This window comes from Pseudoalteromonas sp. GB43, assembly GCF_054923805.1.
In genome coordinates this window covers 2,116,926-2,132,537 of the sequence record NZ_JBPCHJ010000001.1, presented here as the reverse complement: position 1 = coordinate 2,132,537, position 15,612 = coordinate 2,116,926, and the positions used below count along the sequence as shown (strand labels likewise).

Annotated in this window: 7 protein-coding genes and 7 pseudogenes; 1 reads left to right on the top strand and 13 read right to left on the bottom strand. The window is 42.2% G+C overall.

Going from position 1 to position 15,612, the window contains the following annotated elements; all coding sequences use genetic code 11:
• Window positions 1-57 precede the first annotated feature (57 nt).
• The 10 genes and pseudogenes from ACRWSG_RS10225 to ACRWSG_RS10180 all read right to left on the bottom strand — a co-directional run bounded on the left by ACRWSG_RS10225 (window position 58) and on the right by ACRWSG_RS10180 (window position 10,016).
• A pseudogene (locus ACRWSG_RS10225) lies at window positions 58-1,538 on the bottom strand (NAD(P)H-hydrate dehydratase).
• Window positions 1,539-1,656: 118 nt separating this feature from the next.
• Window positions 1,657-2,467: pseudogene (gene speD, locus ACRWSG_RS10220) on the bottom strand (adenosylmethionine decarboxylase).
• 88 nt (window positions 2,468-2,555) lie between these two features.
• Window positions 2,556-2,968: pseudogene (locus tag ACRWSG_RS10215) on the bottom strand (OsmC family protein).
• Window positions 2,969-3,113: 145 nt separating this feature from the next.
• Window positions 3,114-3,461, bottom strand: a complete 348-nt coding sequence (locus ACRWSG_RS10210) for a DUF3802 family protein (RefSeq protein ID WP_054563480.1) — start codon at window positions 3,459-3,461, stop codon at window positions 3,114-3,116.
• Between the two features lie 128 nt (window positions 3,462-3,589).
• Window positions 3,590-5,059, bottom strand: a complete 1,470-nt coding sequence (astD, locus tag ACRWSG_RS10205) for a succinylglutamate-semialdehyde dehydrogenase (RefSeq protein WP_462166202.1) — start codon at window positions 5,057-5,059, stop codon at window positions 3,590-3,592.
• A gap of 18 nt (window positions 5,060-5,077) precedes the next feature.
• Window positions 5,078-6,095 (bottom strand): annotated as a pseudogene (gene astA / locus ACRWSG_RS10200) (arginine N-succinyltransferase).
• A gap of 80 nt (window positions 6,096-6,175) precedes the next feature.
• Window positions 6,176-7,381: an aspartate aminotransferase family protein gene (locus ACRWSG_RS10195; RefSeq protein WP_138602455.1), complete on the bottom strand. Its 1,206-nt coding sequence runs from the start codon at window positions 7,379-7,381 to the stop codon at window positions 6,176-6,178.
• 369 nt (window positions 7,382-7,750) lie between these two features.
• Window positions 7,751-8,910 (bottom strand): annotated as a pseudogene (locus ACRWSG_RS10190) (HDOD domain-containing protein).
• Window positions 8,911-8,958: 48 nt separating this feature from the next.
• Window positions 8,959-9,535 (bottom strand): annotated as a pseudogene (locus tag ACRWSG_RS10185) (anthranilate synthase component II).
• A gap of 82 nt (window positions 9,536-9,617) precedes the next feature.
• Window positions 9,618-10,016, bottom strand: a complete 399-nt coding sequence (locus ACRWSG_RS10180) for an acyl-CoA thioesterase (RefSeq protein ID WP_138602459.1) — start codon at window positions 10,014-10,016, stop codon at window positions 9,618-9,620.
• A 36-nt stretch (window positions 10,017-10,052) separates the two neighbouring features.
• On the opposite strand from ACRWSG_RS10180, the gene ACRWSG_RS10175 reads away from it, so the two are divergent.
• Window positions 10,053-10,757, top strand: a complete 705-nt coding sequence (locus ACRWSG_RS10175) for a 2OG-Fe(II) oxygenase (protein WP_138602461.1) — start codon at window positions 10,053-10,055, stop codon at window positions 10,755-10,757.
• Window positions 10,758-10,808: 51 nt separating this feature from the next.
• On the opposite strand, the gene ACRWSG_RS10170 is transcribed toward ACRWSG_RS10175, so the two are convergent.
• The 3 genes and pseudogenes from ACRWSG_RS10170 to acnB all read right to left on the bottom strand — a co-directional run bounded on the left by ACRWSG_RS10170 (window position 10,809) and on the right by acnB (window position 15,481).
• Window positions 10,809-12,047 carry a cysteine desulfurase-like protein gene (locus tag ACRWSG_RS10170; protein ID WP_054552413.1) on the bottom strand — a complete coding sequence of 413 codons (1,239 nt, stop codon included), beginning with the start codon at window positions 12,045-12,047 and terminating at the stop codon, window positions 10,809-10,811.
• 9 nt (window positions 12,048-12,056) lie between these two features.
• On the bottom strand, window positions 12,057-12,689 hold the full coding sequence (locus ACRWSG_RS10165; protein WP_054552412.1) for a 2OG-Fe dioxygenase family protein: 633 nt from the start codon (window positions 12,687-12,689) through the stop codon (window positions 12,057-12,059).
• Between the two features lie 195 nt (window positions 12,690-12,884).
• A pseudogene (gene acnB, locus ACRWSG_RS10160) lies at window positions 12,885-15,481 on the bottom strand (bifunctional aconitate hydratase 2/2-methylisocitrate dehydratase).
• Window positions 15,482-15,612 lie beyond the last annotated feature (131 nt).

Genomic DNA, 15,612 nt, shown 5'->3' with positions numbered 1-15,612 from the left:
AGCTATCAGTTTTAAGCTGTCAGCTATCACAGAAACTGACGGCTGACGGCTGACGGCTCAGTTAACCAACTCCCTCACTATCACAAACAAGTCACTCGCTAACATGCCTCTTTCGCCTTCACGTTCTGCGGCAATGTCACCGGCTTTTGCATGTAAGGTTACGCCTAAGCAAGCTGCTTGCTGAGGAGTAAGCCCCTGTGCGATTAGTGCCGCTATGATACCTGTTAATACATCGCCACTGCCACCAACCGCAAGTGCAGGGTTACCGTCGGTACACACCCATGTTTGGTTATTATCAGCAATTAAACTGCCAGCACCTTTGAGTACACAAGTAGTGGTATAGCTACGTGCGAGCTGCTTTACCGCATGAAAGCGATTTTCTTCAATATCGTGAGCGCGACAATTAAGTAACCTTGCTGCCTCACCGGGGTGTGGTGTAATAACGGTATTAGCCAATGGAAATGACGAAGCATGTTGAGCTATTAAATTAAGTGCATCAGCATCAATAACCAGTGGCTTGTTATTAGTAAAGCAATACTGCATGACGGTTTCAAAGGTTGTTTCCGACCAAGTGTCTTGACCAAGTCCAGGGCCAATAGCAACACAAGTTGCCCACTCTAGGGCGCTAATCAGGTTTGTATCTGTCACCATTAGTTCTGGCCGGCCGCAATACTCACTGGTAGAATAGAGCTACTATGGGTATACACTTTGACCATACCCGCACCGGTGCGAAGCGCTGCCTCTGCGGTTAAACGAATAGCGCCTGCAGTCCCTGAATTACCACCAATACACAGCAATTTACCATGGCTGGTTTTATGGCTGTTGTTATCGCGATCAGAAAGCCTCGGCTGTGTCTGATAATTGATAAGCTCTGCCGTGGGTGATGTCAGTTTTAAAAAGGCATCTTCAATACCTAAATCATTAAACTCTAGCGTCCCTGTATGCTCTCGCCCTTGCCCTGTCACTAAACCTTGTTTAATACCTACAAAAGTCACAGTGAGCGCGGCTTTTATTGCCACTCCTTGTACGACACCTGTGTCGGCATGTATGCCTGAAGGTAGATCAATAGCAACTATCGGCACTTGGCTTTCGTTGGCAGCTTTAATCAGCTGTAAAAAAGGCTCGCGCACATTGCTTTGAATTCCCGTGCCAAGCAGGCCATCAATAATGATATCTGCTTGCTCAATAGCACTGGCATCAGCGGTAATTGTCCCTCCTGCGTTGAGCCAAGCTTGCTGAGCACTGAGCGCATCACCTTTGAGCGGTTTATCAGGTATTGCTGCAATAACCGTAACCTGTTTGCCCGCTTGTTTAGCTAAACGAGCAACAACATAACCATCGCCGGCATTATTACCAACGCCCGCTAACACAACGAATGTACTTGCCTTAGGAAAATAGCTGATAGCTTGCTGATAAGTCGCCAGCCCTGCTCGCTCCATAAGCTCATACAAGGTGATACCAGAACGCTTAGCTGCGGGTCCTTCATGGTCACGCACTTGCTCTGCTAAAAATACTGACTGCGAGAGAACAACTGACATATCTATCCTTAAATTGGCCTTTTAATCAGCATATAAGCACAGATAAGTGCAGTCAATGAGGCATAAAAAAACGGCGCGTAACTTACATTACGCGCCGTTTCTTTAAAGCTTTAGTGACTTACTCAGTGTCTGGTAAGTTGCGACCGTAGAAGATTTCTTGCATCTCGCGGGTCAGCTTAGAGTAGATAACTTCTTCTTCTTCTTCAGAAAGATCTGCTGTAGAAACACCGAATAGGTAAGTATTCAAGTCAGTTTCTTTTAACATCATCTTCGTGTGGAACAAGTTCTCTTGATACACGTTCACGTCCATCATTTGGTACGCTTCTTTGGTATCTTCAGTCATGTAGTTCTGAATTGAGTTAATTGCGTGATCGATATAGTGTTTAACACCATCTACGTCACGAGTAAAACCACGTACGCGGTAGTCAATTGTTACAACATCAGACTCAAGGCTGTGAATTAAGAAGTTTAACGCTTTTAATGGCGAAATAATGCCACACGTTGATACTTCGATATCAGCACGGAACGTACAAATACCATCATCAGGGTGTGCTTCTGGGTATGTGTGAACACAGATGTGGCTCTTGTCTAAGTGCGCTACTACTGTTTCAGGAAGATATCGGCGCCTCATCAACGTCATACGTTGTTTGTTGCTCAATTGGCTCTTCAGAGATCAAGATTGTCACGCTGGCACCTTGCGGATCATAATCTTGGCGAGAAACATTTAGAATGTTTGCGCCAATAATATCCACAACTTCACCTAAAATATCGGTAAGGCGATCAGCACTGTACTGTTCGTCGATATATTCAATATATTCTTTACGCTGTTGTTCCGTCTTTGCGTAACAAATATCGTAAATACTAAAGCTTAAGCTCTTAGTTAAGTTATTAAAGCCATGAAGCTTAATTTTATCGAAGGGTTTATTCATGCTAAACCAACCTTAAAACGAGTGAAACCTGCACCAGCAGAAATAAAAGTTCGCGGATTTTATACGAATTTCCTGCTCGGAAAAAGCGTTATTTTACCTGTTCTTGCACAACTTCATGACTATGCGTAATTTCTACTGTCTTATCAAGCATTAAGGCTACAGAACAATACTTTTCAGCAGATAATTGTACCGCTCTTGCAAGGTGCTTTTCAGAGACATTATCACCGGTAACCACAAAGTGTAGATTAATCTTGGTAAACACGCGAGGTGCTGACTCAGCACGCTCTGCAGATAGCTTAACTTGCACATCAGAAAATGACTGTTTTGCTTTTTTTAAAATACTAACAACATCAACAGATGAACAACAACCCGCTGACATTAAAACCATTTCCATTGGGCTTGGCGCAGCGCTATCGCTACCGGCATCAAAAACTACATTGTGACCTGAATTTGAAGGTCAATAAACGTATCGCCTTCTACCCATTTTACATTCGCTTGCATGTGCTTTATCTCTTAAAGTTATTTTGCTTGATTGTAAGCAAGTCACACACAGATGCAAGGGATAAGAGGTGAACTTTAAAGGAAAGCGAGTTGCTAACTTTGAGCTGCTCGCTTAAAGACTAGAAATTGTGTTGTGCTTTATAAGTTAGGCACTTTCGACAACAGCACTATCGAATAAGTTTTTTACTAATCCAGCAAACTCATCAATAAACGCGTGTTGTTCAACGGTTACTGTGTGATTTGTAACGCTGCTCAGCACTTCTTGTAAGTCATATACGATACCGTCGACTTCGCGAACAATTTGGCTACGTTGTTCAGTATTAAGCTCTGTGTGTTGCTCGCAAAGTAACATGACATTTTCTGCTATCACGTCTTCAATCAGCTCTAACACTGTTGGAGCTCCTGGTTTAATTTGACCCGGCTTCTCAAAAAGCGCTAAATTTTGAGTGAGATACATGACAAGATCATCGTACCCTTGCCTATCTAAAACCATACGACTGCACACCTAATAAAAAACTATCTCTTTAGATTTAAGCAGAAAGCGCTTTTAATTGCTACCTTTGCCAAGCATCTCATACAAAAAAAGCAGCCGAAGCTGCTTTTTATAATGATTTACGATTATTAATCGATTTTTAAGCCTGGGCTTAATGTCGCTGGCATTGCTACTTTTTCAAGCTCTACCGAAGCGACAGGGTATGCACAATAGTCAGCAGCATAATATGCGCTTGCTCTGTGGTTACCTGATGCACCAATACCACCAAATGGTGCTGCACTTGATGCACCTGTGATAGGACGGTTCCAGTTTACGATACCTGCGCGAATACGACGAAGGAAATGGTCGTAATCTGCTGCGCTGTCGCTTAATAAACCAGCTGATAAACCAAAGCTTGTGTCATTCGCTTTATCAATAGCGGCATCAAAATCAGTGAAGCGGAATACTTTAAGAAGTGGTCCAAAGTGCTCTTCGTCTGGGAAGTTAGCGACATTTGTACACTCTAAAATACCCGGTGTTACAAAGCCGGTATTTTCTTTGTGCGTTAGCTCAACTAACACTTCAGCGCCAAGCTCAACAAGTTGCTGTTGTGCTGTAACCATACCAGCTGCTGCCGCTGAAGAAATCATTGACCCGATGAAAGGTTGCTCTTCTGCGTCGTAGTCACCGACTTTAATAGCTTTAGTTGCTTTAATAAGACCCGCTAAGATGGCATCACCTTGCTCGCCTGCAGGTAAGAATAACTTACGCGCACACGTACAACGTTGACCTGTAGAGATAAATGCTGATTGAATAATATCGTGGATAGCCGCTTTAGTGTCAGCAACATCAGTAACGATAAGCGGGTTATTACCACCCATTTCTAAGGCTAAGATTTTACCCGGCTGACCAGCAAATTGTTCATGTAAAATATGACCAGTGCGCGAAGAGCCAGTAAAGAATAAACCGTCGATCCCTTTATGAGATGCAAGCGCTTTACCCGTTTCTACTTCACCTTGCACAAGGTTGATTACACCTGCAGGGAGACCCGCCTTTTGCCATAACTTTAACGTTAACTCAGCAACTGCTGGCGTTAGCTCAGACGGTTTAAATACCACGGTATTGCCTGCTAATAGTGCAGGTACAATGTGACCATTTGGCAAGTGACCAGGGAAGTTATAAGGGTCAAACACCGCTACAACACCATGAGGCTTGTGACGGATCATCGCGCGACCTTGTGGCATTGGGTTTTCAACATCGCCTGTACGCTCTAAAAAAGCTTTTTCAGAGATAGCAATTTTACCCACCATCGCACCTGCTTCAGTACGTGTTTCCCAAAGTGGTTTACCGGTTTCTTGTGCAATAGCAATCGCTAATTCTTCGCTGTGCTCTTTCAGTGTTTCTGCGAATGTTTTTACAATCGCTAAACGCTCTGCAAATGTTTTATCAGCCCAGCTGTAAAACGCTTCACGTGCAGCAGCGACTGCGCCGTCTACTTGTTCAGTGGTTGCCGTATTTGCTTGCCAAATTACATCGTTATTTGCTGGGTTTACAGATTGAAAAGTATGACCAAGGCCTGCTTGCCATTGACCATTAATAAATTGCGCTGCATGAGTCATTAATATGTCTCCTGAATTCTATAGTTCTGCAAGTGATACTGAATCACCCGCTTCTAAGTGAAGTGCTTTTGCTAATTCACTTGAGATTGTGATGCTATCGGCATCGCATGATAGGCTAACTTGAGTCACGGTTGCTCTAAAATCAGCAATTTTATCATTTGCTAACAATACCGTGGTGTCGCCTTGGCTTTCACCAATTTCAACTTTAACTGTGTGGGCGTTTCTCACTGTAGCAATGTTATCTACTTTTGCTTCAACAGTTGGACCTGCATCAAAAATGTCTACATAACCATTAAAGGTAAAACCTTCGCTCTTTAATAGTTCAATCGCAGGGCGTGTGTTGTCATGTACTTGACCAATCACAGCTTGTGCATCTTTGCTCAGTAAGTTGACGTAAATTGGGTATTTAGGCATTAACTCAGCAATAAATACTTTCTGACCAATACCCGTTAAGTAATCTGCCGTTGGAAAGTCCATTGAGAAAAAGTGCTCTTCTAGCCATTGCCAGAATGGGCTTTCGCCGCTTTCGTCAGACACACCACGCATTTCAGCAATGACGGTGTCAGCAAAACGTTCTCTATGTTGATTAATAAACATAAAACGTGCTTTTGAAAGCAATTTACCGTTATTGTTTTTACGGTAGCCATCTTTTAAGAATAATGTACATAGCTCAGTTGCACCGGTGTAATCATTACACAGAGTTAAAATATCAACGGCTTTATACACGTCTAGCGTACGAGAAGAATGAATTACTTTGCTTAAATGATAATGATAAAAAGCATCATCTAAACCAACAGCGGCTTCAATACCCGAAGTCCCTACAACTTCACCCGTTTCGCTATCTTCAAGAACAAACAAGTAACCTTCATCACCTGGCTGCTGTGCTGCTTTTGCAAATGAGCTGACAGAATGATCGATTTTCTTTTGTAATAACTCTTCATTATTAGGCAAAGACGTAAAGCCATGGCGTTGACTCATCAGCAATCTTTACTAACGCTTGGTAATCGCTTTGCTGGATTGGGCGAAGGATCATCATAAGTCCGCTTGCTCCCTTATAAATAACGGTAAATTAAGAAATGTGGGCAAGCTTAGCTTGCCCTGAAATGACAGTTTCGTTTAGCCGTTAACGACTTTTGCAACTGCTTTTTCGAAACGAGCCATACCTTCGCGGATATCAGCTTCTGGAATTACAAGTGACGGAGTGAAACGAACAACATCAGCGCCAGCCACTAAAGACATAACGCCTTCTGCAGTACCAGCCACTAAAAACTCTTTTGCACGACCTTTGAATTGCTCTGTTACTACAGCACCAATTAATAGACCTTCGCCACGGATTTCAGTGAATACATTGTACTTTTCGTTAATCGCAGTTAGTAACTCACGGAATAACGCTGACTTTTCTTTAACGCCGTTAAGTACTTCTGGTGTATTTACTGTGTCGAATGCAGCTTCAGCTACTGCACACGCAAGTGGGTTACCACCGTAAGTAGAACCATGAGTACCCACTTTTAAGTGCTTAGCAATATCAGTTGTGGTGATCATCGCACCGATAGGGAAACCACCACCTAATGCTTTTGCAGTCGTTAAGATATCTGGAGTTACATTTAGACCTTGATAAGCATAAAGCTCACCCGTACGGCCAACACCGGTTTGTACTTCATCAAAGATTAGTAGTGCATTGTGTTTAGTACACAGTTCACGAACACCCTCAACAAACTCAGCAGTTGGCGAAATAATGCCACCTTCACCTTGTAGAGGTTCCATCATTACCGCACAAGTATTGTCTGAGATAAGCGCTTCAAATGCCGCTAAATGGTTGTAGTCACAGTGAACGATATCACCAGGTTTTGGACCAAAACCATCAGAGTATGCAGCTTGACCGCCTACTGTTACAGTGAAGAAAGTACGGCCGTGGAAACCTTTGTTGAATGAGATAATTTGTGACTTTTGCTCACCAAAGTTATCAAGTGCAAAACGGCGTGCAAGTTTAAGTGCCGCTTCATTTGCCTCTGCACCTGAATTAGCAAAATATACTTTTTCAGCGAACGTTGCATCAGTTAGCTTTTTAGCTAAGCGAAGCGCTGGCTCATTAGTCATTACATTTGATAAGTGCCAAATCTTTTCGCCTTGCTCTTTTAATGCACTTACAAGAGCTGGGTGACAATGGCCAAGACAGTTAACAGCAATACCACCCGCAAAATCGATAAATTCACGACCTTCTTGGTCCCATACGCGAGAACCTTCGCCTCGAACTGGAATAACACTTGATGGTGCATAGTTTGGAACCATTACTTGATCAAATAATTCGCGATTGACTGTCATTTTATATCCTCATAATTGTAAGCACACACAGAGTTTGGTGGCGCTTTAAAGCAAAACTAAGCCATTTTACTTAGCCGATTGAGCTTAGCGCAAAATCACCAAAATTACTCTTTGGTTCAATTTTCATTCATCCATTATTTCAGAAAATTTTCGTTATGTCTCTTAGAAAACTTTCATGCAGGCCTTGAAAACAAAGGGCTTGAGATATTTTTTCATGGATAGTGAATAACTATTTGAAGGCCTTTTTTTGCTCGAAATACTACAAAAAGGCGTAAGGCTAGTGAGCCAAGCACTGGCTAATGACAAAAACTTTGTCGCTGTGGATTGATAAACAATGAATGAATAGTCGCAAAAAAATTAACAATTTTTTTAATTAATTTGGATATGAAAGTGCTCAAAATTGCATTTAGCTAACTGTTCAAGCTCTTCCTTAGTGAAATCGAAGTGTGCAAACCAACGCTCAGTTTCGTCACTTTCGACCAATTGATGCTCATTTAAACTTAAAAACTGAGCGTAACAACGTGCTTTTAAAATCACCTTGGTAAGCGGCAAATATTCATCGTTTTTAGCTAATGGAGTCGTTAACTGCTGCATCACCGCATTAAATGGTAAATACCTAATGTCATTTGTTCAATTACTGTTGCGGTTACTTTTAATGACAACTTGCTAAGCAAACTACTTAAAAACAAAGGATCAGGCTTGAGCTCTAATAATGCGGTATGTAAGTCTTTCTTTTGTTCATCACGCGCCATAGTTACTTTACGCTGCCAAACTCGCTCAAAAGTGCGTAAATACAAACGTACTAAGGCAATCTTCCCAACATCAAGCAGCATTCCAAGCGTAAATGCATGTTCTTCATTTACGCCATTTAGCTTTGCTATTTCTTGCGCTGCAATGGCACACGCCATTGAATTATCTCTTAGTCGACGCTTTAAAAGCGGGAATGGCTCAGTACTATGAGGCATCCAGTGGCGTACAGCAAATGTCGGCACGACAAACTTCAAGTTATCTAAACCAATGTAACGAAGTGCTAAAAGCGGGTTATCAACTTTAACGGAAGTATGCTTATTACGTTGTTGACGGTAAAAAGGCAAGTTCACAAACGCGACTAGCTCGCGCCCCAGCCAGCTTAAATCTTTAACCAAAGGCTCAAGTCGACCCACTGAAGCTGAACGTACAGCTAAAATATCTAAAATAGCAGGTACGCTATCTTGGATACCAATTGTTTCGTGAATTACAGTATCAATATCTTCAAGCTGCTTATTCATCGCTGTTTCAATAACTTGATGTAACTGCTTACTCGCTTGAGCACGATATTTATGATGCGCCGTGCTTACCTTCTGACGTTTTTTTTCAGCAGCAACTTCTACTTCTAATAAAGTACGTTGCTCCATTGACTCGCCATAATCGATTTCTAAGGTATGAATAAAGCCAATTTGGCGCTGCGCAAAACTATGACCAAGCAAAAGATCGTGCGCGCGCTCATTAAGCACCATCGCAGTCCTTTGTTGTCGGGTTTCTTCAGTCATTTGCACAGGCGTATTGTCGGTCATATTTGTTAATTCACTAGCCTAAGATTAGAAGCGAGTTAAAAAGTTAGCAAGTAATTCAAGCCCTTGTTGGGTCAAAATTGCTTCGGGGTGAAATTGCACGCCTTCAAGTGCTAAATCATTATGCATGATCCCCATAATTTCATCAAAATCAGAATTTTGTTCTGTCCATGCAGTAATAGTGAAGTCACTAGGTAAGCTTTGTTTATCAACCACAAGTGAGTGATAACGACACACCGTCAGCGGGTTAGCTAAACCATTAAACACACCTTGGTTGCTATGCTTAACTAATGATGTTTTGCCATGCATCACTTGCTTAGCGCGAATAACATCAGCACCCAGAGCCTGAGCAATGGTTTGGTGCCCTAAGCAAATACCGAGAATTGGCAACTGCCCTTTTAGTTGTTCCACCACTTGTAAAGAAATACCCGCTTCGTTTGGCGAACATATCAGGTGAAAGTACGACGTGCTCTGGGTTAAGCTGTTTAATCTCAGCGATACTGATCTCATCGTTTCGTTTAACTAATACATCTTGATCCAAGCGCTGAAAATATTGCACTAGGTTGTATGTAAACGAATCATAATTGTCGATCATTAACAGCATTGCGTGTAACCCAAAATTACTCAGTCAAAATAATGAAGGCGCATTTTACCCCAAGCACACATAAATGTCGGCAAAAAATGGCTTATTCATCAGCGATTAGATGCGCTGTAAGGTCTGCCCTTTCTTGCTCATCAAGTTTTTGCGAGCATTTATTTGCAAAGTCGTAACGTACTAGTACGGTTTTACCAACGGCACAGCAGTTATCCTGCTGCCAAGCCTCTTGGCGCAGTACGAATGAACTTGAGCCGACATGCTCAACACTGGTTTTCACTGTGACATCGTGACCATAAAACAACTCACCCACAAAGCTTACTTCAACCTTAGCAATGATCAGTTTCCACTCATAAGGGTTTAAATCAGGCGTAAAAAACCTGAAAATAGGCGCTCGGGCGGCTTCAAACCATACAGGGAGTACTGTATTGTTGATGTGCCCTAGCACATCTGTTTCGCTAAAGCGTGGTGTGATAGTTTCAGTAAACATAGTAACCCTATAAAAAATATAAACTAAAGGTAGCTCATGACGGACTTTATTCGCGTATACGAAAACGCCCTCAGCAAAGAATTTTGCGACAACTTTATCACGGTATTTGAACAAAGCCCGCATTTAAAACAAGGCACTACCTCAGGCGGAGTAGATTTAGCGAAAAAAGACAGCCGCGATTTATACCTTAATAATCACTCTGAATACGCTGAGCAACTTAAGCATATTCAACAAACGACTGCGGGTTACGTCTTCAAATACCTTGAAGAGCATATTTTTATGATGATTGGCGCCTTTGGTTTAAAGGTTTACCATCCGCAAACAGGCAAACCTGTTGACCTAACACAAGATAACTTTGAAGAAGTCGGCAAACCACAATTGCCATTACTCGTGCAGCAGATTTTTCGTATGGGCCCTATTCAAGCACAAAAATACGATATCAATAAAGGTGGTTACCCTTATTGGCATAGTGAGGTATACCCGCAAGCAGGCCATAACGAGGCCCTTCATCGCGTGTTATTATTTATGTTTTATTTAAATGATGTAGATGAAGGTGGTGAAACAGAGTTTTACTATCAACAACGAAAAATATCGCCAAAACAAGGTACTATGGTCGTAGCGCCGGGCTATTTTACCCACACGCACCGTGGTAATAAGCCTATTTCAAATGACAAGTATATTTTAACCTCGTGGGTCTTATTCAACCGTGCAGAACAAATTTATGGACAACCACAATCCTAGCGGTAATAAGCAGCCCACTCGGGCTGCTTATAACTTAATTAAAGCTCAGCTTTAATCTGCCAGTAATTGATCAAATAAATCGAAAACCTTATCAAGCTCATCAATAGTGTTGTAATGCATACAACCAATGCGTACTACACCGCCGGTTTCTAATACACCTAGCTGCTTACATAGACCTTGTGCATAAAAGTTACCGTCCCACACGCAAATATGTTGCTTACCTAAAAATTCAGACACAACGCGTGGCTCGATGCCTTCAAACGTTAAAGCAAAAGTCGGTGTGCGTGAAGCTACGCGCTCTAGATCATCAATACCAAATAACTTGATGCGCGGGTAATCAGCTAAACGCGTTAAGAAATGCTTACTTAATGTCATTTCGTGCTGTTTAGTCATAGCAAATGCAGCAGCTAATTTATCTCGGCGTGAATGAGTATCATCAAGCTCACTAATTGCAGCAATGTAATCAACAGCAGCAATTAATCCAGCTAACGCTTCAAAGCTTTGTGTTCCCGTTTCCCAGCGACCTGGCGCAACATCTTTTGCAGGTTCAACTTTATATGGTGTGAAACCTTCAAGGTGCTCACGTTTGCCATAGACAATACCAAGGTGAGGACCAAAGAACTTATATGCAGAGCAGGCTAAGAAGTCACAATCAAGTGCTTGTACGTCTACTAGCTCATGAGGTGCATAATGTACGGCATCAACATAAACTAGCGCACCAACAGCATGTGCAAGCTCAACGATGCGTTTAATATCATTAATTGAACCAGTGGTGTTTGATGCATATGTCACAGCAACAAGCTTTGTTTTGCTAGATAAAAGGCTTTCAAAATGTGCCATATCTAGGCTGCAATCAGCTTCGTTGATAAGGGTAGTTTTTACTGTCGCGCCTTTATCTTCAGCAGCTTGCTGCCAAGATGATACGTTTGAGAAGTGATCAGCATTGGTGACAATAATTTCATCATCAGCAGTCCAATCACGTGAGATGGCACGACTAAAGCTAAACGTTAAGCTTGTCATGTTTGCACCAAACACGATTTGCTCTTTAGATGGCGCATTTAATAAATCGGCTGCAGCTTGGCGAGCATTTGCCATTAACTCTACCGTTTTATCACTTGAGAAAAATGCACCGCCTAAGTTTGAGTTGAAGTAACCCAAATATGCACTCATAGCGCTTAGAACTGACTGTGGTACTTGCGAGCCACCCGGACCATCAAGGAAAATCGGTGACTGACCTGCAACTTGTTGCATAAGTGCAGGGAACTGGCGACGTAATTGCGTTAAGTTCATGGTTTACCCTTACGCAGTTAGTACGAAGCAATCAAGGTAACCTTCTTTGCTTGCGTCTAATTTATTCATTGGTGTAGCGTTGTGCCATACTTCACGGTCATTAATCAGTGCGAACATGCCGTCTTTAATTTCCATTTTGAAACATGGTTCAGCTTGTTGGTGTTCATAAACAAGTAGCTCACCACCCTCTAGGTTTTCGTGTGATACACCACATACGCATACGTGATCAAAACCATCTTGGTGAACACCTTCAGGTGCAGCTGGAGTGTCGCTGTCGATCGCAAGCATTCTGAACTGATGAATTTCAATAACGCGATCATCACTGATACCCGTCATATCGCGAAATTGATTAACGATTTGCTTCATGCCATCAGTCGCTAATAAGCTATCTTCTAGATTTTCATAAGTACGCTCAACATTACCTTGGAAGGTATTGATTGAGTCATCTTGCACAAATGCTTTTGTTGGTTGTAGTTTTAATTCACCATCAACAACTTTGATTACTGAATAACGACGCTTACGAAATTCACCATCTGCGTATGGGTTTGCAGGTAGGTTAGCAAAAGAAGGCTTAACTGCGTCAATATGTGCTTGGCTTACAAAACGAAGCTGTAAAAGGTTCTGGTTGTTTAATGTAGTCATTTCGATCTCGCCTTAATACGTTGAGAATATTGGCGAGGATTTTAATGCAATTGGTAGGAAATTTTTGCGTTATTATGTAAACGCTGATGATGATTTATGTAGCTTTAAGATCGTATTTATAAATATTTTAGAAATTTTATCTAAAATAAAAAGCCCGCTAAAAGCGGGCTTTCTTGTCATTTAATTTAGCTAAAATTAAACAGCTTGCTGAACGATTACTTTGTCTGCCTTTTTAGTGTATTGAGGCATACGGTGGAAGTTCAGGTAACGATAAGTATCAGCTGCAGTTGCATTGATCTTATCTGCATACTCTTGGTACTCAGCAGGTGTAGGTAGTTTACCTAAGATTGCCGCTACTGCTGCAAGCTCAGCTGATGCTAAGAATACGTTAGCGCCAGTACCAAGACGGTTAGGGAAGTTACGCGTAGAGGTAGAAACAACTGTTGCTTTATCAGCAACACGTGCTTGGTTACCCATACATAGTGAACACCCTGGCGTTTCGATACGTGCACCTACGCGACCAAAGATACCGTAGTAACCTTCGTCAGTAAGCTGGTCTTTATCCATCTTCGTTGGTGGTGCAACCCAAAGTTGAGTTGGGATACGACCACTGAAACCATCTAGTAGTTTACCTGCAGCACGGAAGTGACCGATGTTAGTCATACAAGAACCGATGAATACTTCGTCGATTTTCTCGCCTGTTACGTCTGAAAGAAGACGCGCATCATCTGGGTCATTTGGAGCACAAAGGATTGGCTCTTTGATGTCTGCAAGATCGATTTCAAGTACGTGCTTGTACTCTGCATCTGCATCAGCTTCCATAAGTTCTGGGTTAGCTAACCACTCTTGCATTGCTGTGATACGACGCTCAATAGTACGAACATCGCCGTAACCTTCAGAGATTATCCACTTAAGCATTACGATGTTTGACTCAAGGTATTCAGCGATAGACTCTTTAGAAAGTTTAACAGTACAACCTGCCGCTGAACGCTCAGCTGATGCATCAGAAAGTTCGAAAGCTTGCTCAACTGTTAGGTGCTCAACACCTTCGATTTCTAGTACGCGACCAGAGAATTCGTTGATCTTACCTTTCTTCTCAACTGTAAGAAGACCTTCTTTGATACCGTAGTAAGGGATAGCATGAACTAGGTCACGTAGTGTGATACCTGGCTGCATTTCACCTTTGAAACGTACTAAGATTGACTCAGGCATATCAAGAGGCATTACACCTGTTGCTGCTGCGAATGCTACCGCACCTGAACCCGCTGGGAATGAAATACCTAGAGGGAAACGAGTATGTGAGTCACCACCAGTACCTACTGTATCTGGTAATAACATACGGTTTAACCATGAGTGGATTACACCGTCACCAGGACGTAGTGATACACCGCCACGGTTCATGATGAAATCAGGAAGTGTGTGGTGAGTGTTTACGTCGATTGGCTTAGGATAAGCAGATGTATGACAGAAAGACTGCATTGTTAGATCTGCAGAGAAACCTAAACATGCTAGATCTTTAAGTTCGTCACGCGTCATAGGACCAGTTGTATCTTGCGAACCAACAGTAGTCATTTTCGGTTCACAGTATTGACAGGACGTACGCCAGGCATGTTACATGCTTTACCAACCATCTTCTGAGCTAATGTGAAGCCTTTACCAGAATCAGTTACAAGAGCAGGCTTGCGGAAGATATCTTCAGCTTCCATACCTAATGATGCACGCGCTTTATCAGTTAAACCACGACCGATGATTAGTGGAATACGACCACCAGCACGCACTTCATCAAGAATTACGTCTGATTTAAGAGAGAAAGTAGAGATTACTTCATCAGTACCGTGACGCTTAACAACACCTTCGTATGGGAAGATATCGATTTGGTCACCCATGTTTAGCTCATCAACAGGAAGTTCGATTGGTAATGCACCAGAGTCTTCCATTGTGTTGAAGAAGATAGGAGCGATTTTACCGCCTAAACATACACCACCAACGCGTTTGTTTGGTACGTGAGGAATATCATCACCCATGAACCAAAGTACAGAGTTAGTTGCAGATTTACGAGAAGAACCCGTACCAACTACATCACCAACGTATGCAAGAGGTAAACCTTTCGTTTTAAGCTCTTCTAGTTGTGAGATTGGACCAACTTCACCTGGTTTTTCAGGATTGATACCATCACGTTCGTTCTTCAGCATTGCTAAAGCGTGCAGTGGAATATCAGGGCGAGACCATGCATCTGGTGCAGGAGAAAGGTCATCTGTATTTGTTTCGCCAGTTACTTTGAATACGGTAACTGAGATTTTTTCAGCAACTGCAGGCTTGTTCACAAACCACTCAGCATTTGCCCAAGATTCGATTACTTGCTTAGCAAATTCGTTACCCGCTTTCGCTTTTTCTTCTACATCATAAAAAGCATCAAACATTAATAATGTGTTTGATAAACCTTTAACAACGATTGGCGCTAACGCTTCGTCATCTAAAAGGTCAATCATAGGCGCGATGTTGTAACCACCTAGCATAGTACCAAGTAGCTCAGCTGCTTTTTCTTTTGATACAAGTGGAGAGCTCGCTTCACCTTTTGCAACTGCAGCCAAGAAACCTGCTTTGATGTAAGCAGCATCATCAACACCTGGTGGTACACGGTTAACTAGAAGATCAACGATAAACTCTTCTTCACCTGCCGGTGGATTTTTGATTAATTCAATAAGATCAGCCGTTTGCTGAGCATCTAATGGCGCTGGTACGATACCTAACGCGGCACGTTCTTCTACGTGTTTACGATATTCTTGTAGCACAATATTGCCCTCTTGGTGACGTGAAAGTACTCGGTAGTATTAAGCTAAATACCAATTAAGACCCAGTACTTATAGTATTCTGACAGTTAATTATAAAGCTTTTAAGTATAGATGAAAATCCATGCGGTAAG

Excerpts from the sequence above, each read along its gene's own strand:
- ACRWSG_RS10165 (WP_054552412.1), bottom strand. The coding sequence starts at position 12,689 with ATGACTACATTAAACAACCAGAACCTTTTACAGCTTCGTTTTGTAAGC.
- ACRWSG_RS10210 (WP_054563480.1), bottom strand. The coding sequence starts at position 3,461 with ATGGTTTTAGATAGGCAAGGGTACGATGATCTTGTCATGTATCTCACT.
- ACRWSG_RS10195 (WP_138602455.1), bottom strand. The coding sequence starts at position 7,381 with ATGACAGTCAATCGCGAATTATTTGATCAAGTAATGGTTCCAAACTAT.
- ACRWSG_RS10180 (WP_138602459.1), bottom strand. The coding sequence starts at position 10,016 with ATGTTTACTGAAACTATCACACCACGCTTTAGCGAAACAGATGTGCTA.
- ACRWSG_RS10170 (WP_054552413.1), bottom strand. The coding sequence starts at position 12,047 with ATGAACTTAACGCAATTACGTCGCCAGTTCCCTGCACTTATGCAACAA.
- astD (WP_462166202.1), bottom strand. The coding sequence starts at position 5,059 with ATGACTCATGCAGCGCAATTTATTAATGGTCAATGGCAAGCAGGCCTT.
- ACRWSG_RS10175 (WP_138602461.1), top strand. The coding sequence starts at position 10,053 with ATGACGGACTTTATTCGCGTATACGAAAACGCCCTCAGCAAAGAATTT.